Origin of the sequence: Cellulomonas triticagri (genome assembly GCF_003696205.1) — a bacterium.
Lineage (GTDB): Bacteria > Actinomycetota > Actinomycetes > Actinomycetales > Cellulomonadaceae > Cellulomonas > Cellulomonas triticagri.
Genome location: NZ_RFFI01000138.1, coordinates 1 through 9,722, shown reverse-complemented (window position 1 = coordinate 9,722; position 9,722 = coordinate 1). Strand labels below are relative to the sequence as shown.

Annotated in this window: 12 protein-coding genes; all 12 read left to right on the top strand. The window is 72.2% G+C overall.

The features are described from left to right. Positions 1-113: 113 nt before the first annotated feature. Entirely contained in the window at positions 114-617 is a 504-nt protein-coding gene (locus EBM89_RS18035; protein ID WP_122151017.1) for a Cg1360 family ATP-synthase-associated protein, read from the top strand. A 63-nt stretch (positions 618-680) separates the two neighbouring features. Continuing rightward, entirely contained in the window at positions 681-1,535 is an 855-nt protein-coding gene (atpB, locus tag EBM89_RS18030; RefSeq protein WP_369408668.1) for a F0F1 ATP synthase subunit A, read from the top strand. 90 nt (positions 1,536-1,625) lie between these two features. Continuing rightward, positions 1,626-1,880 (top strand): ATP synthase F0 subunit C, encoded by a 255-nt coding sequence (gene atpE, locus EBM89_RS18025; RefSeq protein WP_305038156.1) that lies wholly within the window; start codon positions 1,626-1,628, stop codon positions 1,878-1,880. Then, positions 1,877-2,461, top strand: coding sequence for a F0F1 ATP synthase subunit B (locus EBM89_RS18020; protein ID WP_122151015.1), 585 nt, complete (start codon positions 1,877-1,879; stop codon positions 2,459-2,461). Before atpE ends, EBM89_RS18020 begins: the two co-directional genes overlap by 4 nt. Continuing rightward, on the top strand, positions 2,461-3,273 hold the full coding sequence (locus tag EBM89_RS18015; protein WP_122151014.1) for a F0F1 ATP synthase subunit delta: 813 nt from the start codon (positions 2,461-2,463) through the stop codon (positions 3,271-3,273). Before EBM89_RS18020 ends, EBM89_RS18015 begins: the two co-directional genes overlap by 1 nt. 73 nt (positions 3,274-3,346) lie before the next feature. Next, positions 3,347-4,975 (top strand): F0F1 ATP synthase subunit alpha, encoded by a 1,629-nt coding sequence (gene atpA, locus EBM89_RS18010; RefSeq protein ID WP_122151013.1) that lies wholly within the window; start codon positions 3,347-3,349, stop codon positions 4,973-4,975. Positions 4,976-4,977: 2 nt separating this feature from the next. After that, the gene (locus EBM89_RS18005) at positions 4,978-5,871 is read left to right on the top strand and encodes a F0F1 ATP synthase subunit gamma (protein ID WP_122151012.1); all 894 of its coding nucleotides are present in this window, start codon (positions 4,978-4,980) and stop codon (positions 5,869-5,871) included. Between the two features lie 65 nt (positions 5,872-5,936). After that, the gene (gene atpD / locus EBM89_RS18000) at positions 5,937-7,415 is read left to right on the top strand and encodes a F0F1 ATP synthase subunit beta (protein WP_122151011.1); all 1,479 of its coding nucleotides are present in this window, start codon (positions 5,937-5,939) and stop codon (positions 7,413-7,415) included. Positions 7,416-7,467: 52 nt separating this feature from the next. After that, positions 7,468-7,749 (top strand): F0F1 ATP synthase subunit epsilon, encoded by a 282-nt coding sequence (locus EBM89_RS17995; RefSeq protein WP_122151010.1) that lies wholly within the window; start codon positions 7,468-7,470, stop codon positions 7,747-7,749. Positions 7,750-7,777: 28 nt separating this feature from the next. Beyond that, complete coding sequence (locus tag EBM89_RS17990; protein ID WP_158609720.1) at positions 7,778-8,194, top strand: DUF2550 family protein; 417 nt, start codon at positions 7,778-7,780, stop codon at positions 8,192-8,194. Positions 8,195-8,249: 55 nt separating this feature from the next. Beyond that, on the top strand, positions 8,250-8,945 hold the full coding sequence (nucS, locus tag EBM89_RS17985; protein WP_122151008.1) for an endonuclease NucS: 696 nt from the start codon (positions 8,250-8,252) through the stop codon (positions 8,943-8,945). 32 nt (positions 8,946-8,977) lie between these two features. Next, the coding region (locus tag EBM89_RS17980) for an amidohydrolase family protein (protein WP_147463613.1) at positions 8,978-9,722 on the top strand (745 nt) is incomplete at its 3' end.

The window sequence follows — 9,722 nt, the reverse complement described above, 5'->3', positions numbered from 1 at the left end:
GGCCCCGCCCGGCACGCCGCCGACGCCCGGCACCCCGCGTGGCACGGCGAGCCGCACGCCGCCGGTGCCGCCCCCCTCACCGCCCTGACCGACCCCGACCCGAGGACGGACCGATGACCGCCACCCCGACCGGACCCGCGCAGCCCGCGCACCCCGCCGGCGACGCCCCCGAGGCCACCGCCGTCTTCCGCCGCGCGCTGCGCGACATGGCCGTGCTCGTCGCGGGCGTGACCGTGCTGGGCGTCGGCATCGGCTACCTGGTCGCCGGTGCCCCCGGCGTGTGGGGCGCCCTGATCGGCGCGGGCATCGCGCTGGTGTTCTCGGGCGCGACGACCCTGTCCATGCTGTGGACGTCGCCCACCGAGCCGGGCCGGATGATGGCCGTGATCATGGGCATGTGGCTGGGCAAGGTCGCGCTGGTGATCGTGCTGCTCGCGGTCCTGCGCGGCATGGACTTCTACGACCGGTACGTGCTGGCCGCGGTCGTGGCGGTCGCCGTCATCGGCTCCGCGCTGCTGGACTACCGCGCCGTCTCCCGGGGCAGGATCCCTTATGTGTCACCCGCGAGTGCTGGGACCGAGGTCCCGAATGCGGACGACTCGGGCAAGAGCATGTGAATCCGTAGGCTAGGCTCTCAGCGAACCACCCACGACGGCCGGGTCCCGGTGGCGTGACCCAACCTGGGACCGCCCGCCGGAGCCTTCGACCTACAGGAGACTGCTCTGTCCAGCCTTGCGACGATCCTGCCGCTCGCTGCCGAAGGCGAGGGGTTCCACCAGCCGTCGATCGCCGAGTTCTTCCCGTCGGCCATCTGGTTCGAGGGCACGATCTTCGAGATCAACCGCATCCAGCTCGTGCGCTTCGTCGCCGTCGCGGTGCTGCTGATCCTCATGGTCGTGGCGGCCCGGCGTGCGCGGCTCGTCCCGCGCCGCGGCCAGAACATCGCGGAGATCCTGCTCGACTTCGTCCGGATCAACGTCGCCGAGGACATCATCGGCAAGGAGAAGGCCGGCAAGTACGTCGCCTTCCTCACGACGGTGTTCTTCGCGATCCTCGCGTTCAACATCACCGGCGTGATCCCCGGCCTCAACATCGCGGGCACCTCGCTGATCGGCCTGCCGATCATGCTGGCCCTGTGGGTGTACGTCATGTACCTCGGCGCGGGCTTCAAGGCGCACGGCTTCGGCGGGTTCCTCAAGGCCTCGCTGTTCCCGCCGGGCGTGCCGAAGGTCCTGTACGTCCTGCTGACCCCGGTCGAGTTCCTGCAGGTCTTCATCATGCGGCCCGCCACGCTGGCGATCCGGCTCATGGCCAACATGGTTGCCGGCCACCTCATGCTGGTGCTCTGCTTCGCCGCGACCCAGTTCCTGCTGATCGACTCGGGCTCCGGCGCGCTGATGCCGTTCGGTGCGCTGACGTTCGTCGGCGGCGTCGCGATCACCCTGTTCGAGGTGTTCGTCGCCGCCTTGCAGGCCTACATCTTCGTCGTCCTCACGGCTGTGTACCTCAGCCAGTCGATCGAGGACGAGCACTGACCACCTGACCCACCGGGGGCCGTCACGGACCCCGCACCCAGTCGACCACCGCCCGACCGGTCGGTGGCCAAACGGAAGGAACGAGCAAGCGTGTCTCTTCTCGCGGACCCCAGCGTCATCCTTGCTGCTGAGAACGCCATCTCGGGCAACATCGCCACGGTCGGCTACGGCCTCGCGGTGCTCGGCCCGGGCATCGGCCTCGGCATCCTGATCGGCAAGACCGTCGAGGGCATCGCCCGCCAGCCCGAGGTCGCCGGCCAGCTCCGGACCACCATGTTCATCGGTGTGGCGTTCGTCGAGGTGCTCGGTCTCCTCGGCCTCATCACCGGCTTCCTCTTCACGTGATCGGCGCCGCGCTTCCCGCGGCGAGCATCCTGGCCGCGGAGACCGAGACGGTCGAGGGCTGGCGCCTGCTGGTCCCGGCGTCCTACGACCTGCTGTGGTCGACGGTCGTCCTGATCCTGATCGCGGTCGTCTTCTCCAAGCTCGTGCTGCCGAAGTTCCAGGCGGTGCTCGACGAGCGCACGGAGAAGATCGAGGGGGGGCTCGCCCAGGCGGCCACCGCCCAGGAGGAGGCCGCCGCCGCGAAGGCGGAGTACGAGCAGCAGCTCCAGGACGCCCGCACCGAGGCCGCGAAGATCCGTGAGGACGCGCGCGCCGAGGCCACCGCCATCGTCGCGGAGTCCCGCGCGAAGGCCACGGCCGAGCAGGCGCGCATCGCCGAGACGGCGCAGCGGCAGATCGAGGCGGAGCGCCAGCAGGCGGCCGTCCAGCTGCGTGCCGACGTCGGCACGCTCGCCACGGAGCTCGCCTCCAAGATCGTCGGCGAGTCGCTGGCGGACGAGGCCCGTCGCAGCCGCGTCGTGGAGCGCTTCCTCGACGAGCTCGACGCCCAGACGACCGCGACCGCGGGTAAGGGGAACTGATGCGAGGGACGAGCCGGGCGTCGCTGGTCGCCGCGGAGGGCCGGTTCGAGCCGGTGCTGCGCGAGGCCGGTGCGCAGGGGCGGCTGCTCGGCGAGCAGCTGTTCGCGCTGGTCGACGCGCTGGACTCGTCCGGCTCGTTGCGGCGCACCCTGACCGACCCGTCGGCCGCCGGTGACGCCAAGGCCGCGCTCGTCGCGCGGCTGCTCGGCGCGGCGGACCCGCGCGTGGTCGAGGCCGCGAGCGGCCTCGTCCGGGCGCGCTGGTCGGCCGAGGAGGACCTCGCGGACGCCGTCGAGCAGCTGGCCTTCTCGGCCGTGCTCGCCTCGGCGGAGTCCGACGGGACCCTCGAGCAGGTCGCCGAGGAGCTGTTCCGGCTGGGCCGCGCGCTCGCCGGGCAGCGCGAGGTGCGTCGGCTGCTCTACGAGGACTCGGTGCACGCCCAGGCGCGCGGCGACCTCGCGGACCGGCTGATGAACGGCACGGGCGCCACGGCGACCCGCGTGCTCGCGCGTCGCGCCGCCGTCGCCCCCCGGGGCCGCCGGTACGTCGCGACGATCGGCCACCTCGAGGACCTCATCGCGGAGCGGCGCAGCCGCACGGTCGCCACGGTGACCTCCGCGGCCGCGCTCGACGCCGCCCAGCAGGCGCGGCTCGGCGACATCCTGGCCCGCGCCTACGGTCGCGAGATGCAGGTGCAGGTCCTGGTGGACCCGCACGTGCTCGGCGGCCTGCGCGTCCAGGTCGGTCCCGAGGTGATCGACGCGACCGTGCTCGCCCGGCTGGCCGACGCCCGCCGACGACTTGCCAGCTGACGGGTTTGACCGCCCGACCCCGACCCACGTGGGAGCGCACGCAGGACGCGTGCTGCACGACAGGAGAGATGCCATGAGCGAGCTGCAGATCCGGCCGGAGGACATCCGCGCCGCGCTGGACAGCTTCGTCACGACGTACGAGCCCACCGGTGCGGCCTCCGAGGAGGTCGGGCGCGTCACCCTCGCCGGTGACGGGATCGCCCGGGTCGAGGGCCTGCCCGGTGCGATGGCCAACGAGCTGCTGCGCTTCGAGGACGGCACGCTGGGCCTCGCGCTCAACCTCGACGTCCGCGAGATCGGTGTCATCGTCCTCGGCGAGTTCACCGGCATCGAGGAGGGCCAGGAGGTCCGCCGGACCGGCGAGGTGCTCTCCGTGCCCGTCGGCGACGCGTTCCTGGGCCGCGTGGTGGACCCGCTGGGTCAGCCGATCGACGGCCTGGGCGAGATCGTCCCCGAGGCGCGCCGCGCCCTCGAGCTGCAGGCGCCCGGCGTCATGGACCGCAAGTCGGTGCACGAGCCGCTGCAGACCGGCATCAAGGCCATCGACTCGATGATCCCGATCGGCCGCGGCCAGCGTCAGCTCGTCATCGGCGACCGCCAGACCGGCAAGACGGCCATCGCGATCGACACGATCCTCAACCAGAAGGCCAACTGGGAGAGCGGCGACCCGGAGAAGCAGGTCCGCTGCATCTACGTCGCCATCGGTCAGAAGGGCTCGACCATCGCCTCCGTGCGTGGCGCGCTCGAGGAGGCCGGCGCGCTGGAGTACACGACGATCGTCGCGGCCCCGGCGTCCGACCCGGCCGGCTTCAAGTACCTGGCGCCCTACACCGGCTCGGCCATCGGCCAGCACTGGATGTACGGCGGCAAGCACGTCCTCGTCGTGTTCGACGACCTGTCGAAGCAGGCCGAGGCGTACCGCGCCGTGTCGCTGCTGCTGCGCCGCCCGCCGGGCCGCGAGGCGTACCCCGGTGACGTCTTCTACCTGCACTCCCGCCTGCTGGAGCGTTGCGCGAAGCTGTCCGACGAGCTCGGTGGCGGCTCGATGACTGGTCTGCCGTTCATCGAGACCAAGGCCAACGACGTCTCGGCGTACATCCCGACCAACGTCATCTCCATCACGGACGGCCAGATCTTCCTGCAGTCCGACCTGTTCAACGCGGACCAGCGTCCCGCCGTCGACGTCGGCATCTCGGTGTCCCGCGTCGGTGGTGCCGCGCAGGTCAAGGCGATGAAGCAGGTGTCCGGCACGCTGAAGCTGGACCTCGCGCAGTACCGGTCGCTCGAGGCGTTCGCGATGTTCGCGTCCGACCTGGACGCCGCGTCCCGCGCGCAGCTGACGCGTGGTGCGCGCCTGATGGAGCTGCTCAAGCAGCCCCAGTACTCGCCGTTCCCGGTCGAGGAGCAGGTCGCGTCCATCTGGGCCGGCACCAAGGGCAAGCTCGACGACGTGCCGGTGGAGGACATCCGCCGGTTCGAGACCGAGCTGCTGGACCACCTGCGCCGCAACACCGAGGTGCTCAGCACCATCGCGTCGACCGGCAAGCTCGGTGACGACGTGGAGGCCGACCTGGCCGCCGCCGTCGACGCCTTCCGCGCGAACTTCCTCAAGGGTGACGGCACGCCGCTGACCGGCGAGGTCGAGCCGGAGGAGGAGACCGAGGTCGAGCAGGAGCAGATCGTCCGGCAGAAGAAGGGCTGACGATGGCCGGACAGCAGCGCGTCTACCGGCAGCGGGTCCGGTCGACTCAGTCGCTGAAGAAGATGTTCCGCGCCCAGGAGCTGATCGCCGCCTCGCGGATCGGTCGCGCCCGGGACCGGATGGCGGCCGCCGCGCCGTACTCCCGGGCGATCACGCGGGCCGTCTCGGCGGTCGCCACGCACTCGGACGTCACGCACCCGCTGCTCGCGGAGCGCCCGGGCACGACCCGGGTGGCCGTGCTCGTCGTCGCCGCGGACCGCGGCATGGCGGGCGCGTACACCGCGTCGGTGATCCGCGAGACGGAGCGCCTGGTCACCCGGCTGCGCGAGGAGGGCAAGGAGGCCGTGCTGTACGTCGCCGGCCGCCGTGCCGAGTCGTACTTCCGGTTCCGCAAGCGCGAGCTCGCGGCGTCGTGGACCGGCGAGTCGGACAGCCCGTCGTCGGAGCTGGCGGAGGAGATCGCGAGCACGCTGCTCGAGGCCTTCGACACGCCGGAGGCCGATGGCGGCGTCGGTGAGCTGCACATCGTGTCGACGCAGTTCGTCAACATGGTGACGCAGCGCCCGCAGATCGTCCGGATGCTGCCGCTCGAGGTCGTCGAGGGCGTCGCGCCCGCCGGTGACCACGAGGCGCTGCCGCTGTACGAGTTCGAGCCGGACCCCGAGCAGGTGCTCGACGCCCTGCTGCCGCGGTACGTGCGGACGCGCATCTTCGCGTGCCTGCTCCAGGCCGCGGCGTCCGAGCTCGCCGCGCGGCAGCGGGCGATGCACACCGCGACGGAGAACGCCGAGGACCTGATCCGCACGTACACGCGGCTGGCGAACCAGGCCCGCCAGGCCGAGATCACCCAGGAGATCAGCGAGATCGTGTCGGGTGCCGACGCGCTCGCCTCCTGAAGCCCAGACCGCACGACCCGAACCAGCCCGCCGGACCGCCGGCGGACGACCGAAGGCAGGCAGACATGACCGCGACCACCGTCGACGCGAAGGACACCACCGCCACGCCGGGCGTGGGCCGCGTCGCCCGCGTGATCGGGCCCGTCGTGGACATCGAGTTCCCCGCGGACCAGATCCCCGACATCTACAACGCGCTCACGGTCGACATCGACCTGTCCGGGCAGGGCGAGGGCGAGGGCGCGTTCACGATGACCCTCGAGGTCGCCCAGCACCTGGGCGACTCGCTGGTGCGCGCCATCGCCCTCAAGCCGACCGACGGCCTGGTCCGCGGCGCGCAGGTGACCGACACGGGCTCGCCGATCAGCGTCCCGGTCGGCGACGTCACCAAGGGTCACGTGTTCAACGTGACCGGTGACGTGCTGAACCTGGCCGAGGGCGAGAAGTTCGAGGTCACCGAGCGCTGGCCGATCCACCGCAAGGCCCCCGCCTTCGACCAGCTCGAGTCGAAGACGCAGATGTTCGAGACCGGCATCAAGGTCATCGACCTGCTCACGCCGTACGTCCTCGGCGGGAAGATCGGCCTGTTCGGCGGCGCCGGCGTCGGCAAGACCGTCCTCATCCAGGAGATGATCCAGCGCGTCGCGCAGGACCACGGTGGTGTGTCGGTGTTCGCCGGTGTCGGCGAGCGCACCCGTGAGGGCAACGACCTCATCGTCGAGATGGAGGAGGCGGGCGTCTTCGACAAGACCGCCCTCGTCTTCGGCCAGATGGACGAGCCGCCGGGCACGCGTCTGCGCGTCGCCCTGTCGGCCCTGACGATGGCGGAGTACTTCCGCGACGTCGCCAAGCAGGACGTGCTGCTGTTCATCGACAACATCTTCCGGTTCACGCAGGCCGGTTCCGAGGTGTCGACGCTGCTCGGCCGCATGCCGTCCGCGGTCGGGTACCAGCCGAACCTCGCCGACGAGATGGGCCTGCTGCAGGAGCGCATCACCTCGACGCGCGGTCACTCGATCACCTCGCTGCAGGCGATCTACGTCCCCGCGGACGACTACACCGACCCGGCGCCGGCGACGACGTTCGCGCACCTCGACGCCACCACGGAGCTCTCCCGTGAGATCGCCTCGCGCGGTCTGTACCCCGCGGTCGACCCGCTGGCGTCGACGTCCCGCATCCTCGACCCGCGCTACGTGGGCCAGGAGCACTACGACGTGGCGACCCGCGTGAAGTCGATCCTGCAGCGCAACAAGGAGCTCCAGGACATCATCGCGATCCTCGGTGTCGACGAGCTGTCGGAGGAGGACAAGACGGTCGTCGCGCGTGCGCGTCGCATCCAGCAGTTCCTCTCGCAGAACACCTACATGGCCGAGAAGTTCACGGGCGTCGTGGGCTCCACCGTGCCGGTGTCCGAGACCGTCGAGGCGTTCAAGAAGATCGCGGACGGCGAGTTCGACCACATCTCGGAGCAGGCCTTCTTCAACATCGGCGGCCTCGAGGACCTCGAGCGCAACTGGGCCCGCATCCAGAAGGAGTACGGCGTCTGACGACGTCGGCTCCACCCCCTTCGATCCCGCCCACCCAGGAGGTTCTCGCACCATGGCCCAGCTCGAGGTCGACCTCGTCGACACCGACGGCACCATCTGGTCCGGTGAGGCGCGCCAGGTCAGCGCCCCCGCGTCCGACGGCGAGATCGGCATCCTGGCCGGGCACACCCCGGTCCTCTCCGTGCTCCGGCACGGGGAGGTCCGGGTGATCGAGGCCGGCGGTGCCGTGCACCGCTGGTCGGTCGAGGGCGGGTTCCTGTCCGTCGACGGCGACCAGGTCACCGTGGTCGTCGACGCCGCCGAGGCGGTCGCCGCCGGCACGTCCGGCCGCTGACCGACCGGGCGACGGGCGGGACGGCGGCGTGAGCGGGCACCACATCGCGCTGGTCGCCCTGCTGCTCGCCGCGCTGGTCGTGGTCGTCGCCGGGCTGGCGGTGTCCCGCTGGCACTCCCTGACCCGCCGCGTCGGGTCGTTCCGCAGCACGCAGCGCCGCCACGGCCGCTGGGTGCGCGGCATCGCGCACTACGGCGCCCGCGACCTGTACTGGTGGCGGCTGCGGTCGCTGGCTCCGCGCCCGGAGCAGACCTGGCCGCGCGGGCAGATCGGCGTCGTCGAGCGCCGCGCGGCCGTCGAGGGCACCGAGCCGGGTGGCCCGCTGCTGGTGCGGCTGCGCGTCGCGCCCGGCGAGGAGGTCGAGCTCGTCATGACGCCGGAGGCCTACGCAGGTCTCACGTCGTGGCTGGAGGCCGCACCCCCGGTGGCCCACCACGTGATCTGATGGTGGGTCGCGGCCCGCACCCGGCCGCTCCCCGATCCAGCACGAAGGACGTCCCATGCGCCTGCTCGTCGCGCGCTGCTCCGCCCGGTACAGCGGCCGGCTGAACGCGCACCTCCCGCTCGCCACCCGCCTCGTGGTGGTGAAGGCCGACGGGTCGGTGCTGCTGCACTCCGACGGTGGCTCGTACAAGCCGCTGAACTGGATGAGCCCGCCGTGCACGCTGCGCACCGCGGACGCCGAGGGCGAGGCCGCCGAGCGCGGCGTCACGCAGGTGTGGACCGTGCAGCACACCAAGAGCGACGACCGCCTCGACATCGAGGTGCACGAGGTGCTGCACGACTCCGCGCACGACCTGGGCGTGGACCCGGGCCTGATCAAGGACGGCGTCGAGGCGCACCTGCAGGAGCTCATGGCCGCGCAGATCGAGGTGCTCGGGTCGGGCAGCACGCTGGTGCGCCGCGAGTACCCGACGGCGATCGGCCCGGTGGACATCCTGGCCCGTGACGCCGCGGGTGCGACGGTCGCGGTGGAGATCAAGCGCCGCGGGGACATCGACGGCGTCGAGCAGCTGACCCGGTACCTGGAGCTGCTGAACCGGGACCCGCTGCTGGCGCCGGTGCGCGGCGTGTTCGCGGCGCAGGAGATCAAGCCGCAGGCCCGGGTGCTGGCCACGGACCGGGGCATCGCGTGCCTCGTGCTCGACTACGACGCGATGCGCGGCGTCGACGACGTGGACTCGCGGTTGTTCTGAGCACGCCCCTGAGTGCGGCTGCGTACGCCATCATGGGACGTGTGACCCCCACCACGCGACCCCCCGCCGACGTCGTGCTGCGCGGGGAGGTGGTGACGCCGACCGAGCTCGTGCCGGACGGCGTCGTCGTCCTCGCCCGCGACCGGATCGCCTGGGTCGGTCCCGCGCACCAGCTGCCGGGGGAGTGGGCCGGGGACCTGCCCGCGGACCCGGCACCGGGGACCACGCTGCTGCCGGGCCTGGTGGACCTGCACGACCACGGCGGCGGCGGGGCGAGCTTCCCGGACGCGACGACGCGCGAGGAGGCGCTGATCGCGGTGCACGAGCACCTGCGGCACGGCACGACGTCGCTGGTGGCGTCGCTGGTGACCGCACCCCGGGACGTGCTGCTGGCCCGCGCGGAGCTGCTGGCGGGGCTGGCGGACGCGGGGCACCTGGTGGGCATCCACGCGGAGGGGCCGTTCCTGTCCGCCGACCGGTGCGGCGCGCAGAACCCGGCGGACATGCTGGCGGGGGACCCGGCGCTGGTCGCCGACCTCGTCGAGGCGGCGCGCGGGCACCTGGTGACGATGACGGTCGCCCCGGAGGTCCCGGGCGTCGCCGACGGGCACGGTGCGCGCGACGGCCGGGCGGCGGTGGACGACGTGCTGGCCGCCCTGGTGCGCGGCGGTGTCGTGCCGTCCGTCGGGCACACCGACGCGTCGGCCGAGCAGGTGGACGCCGCCGTGGGGCGTGCGCGGGCGCTGCTCGCGGGCGGACGGCGCAGCGCGGCGGCGG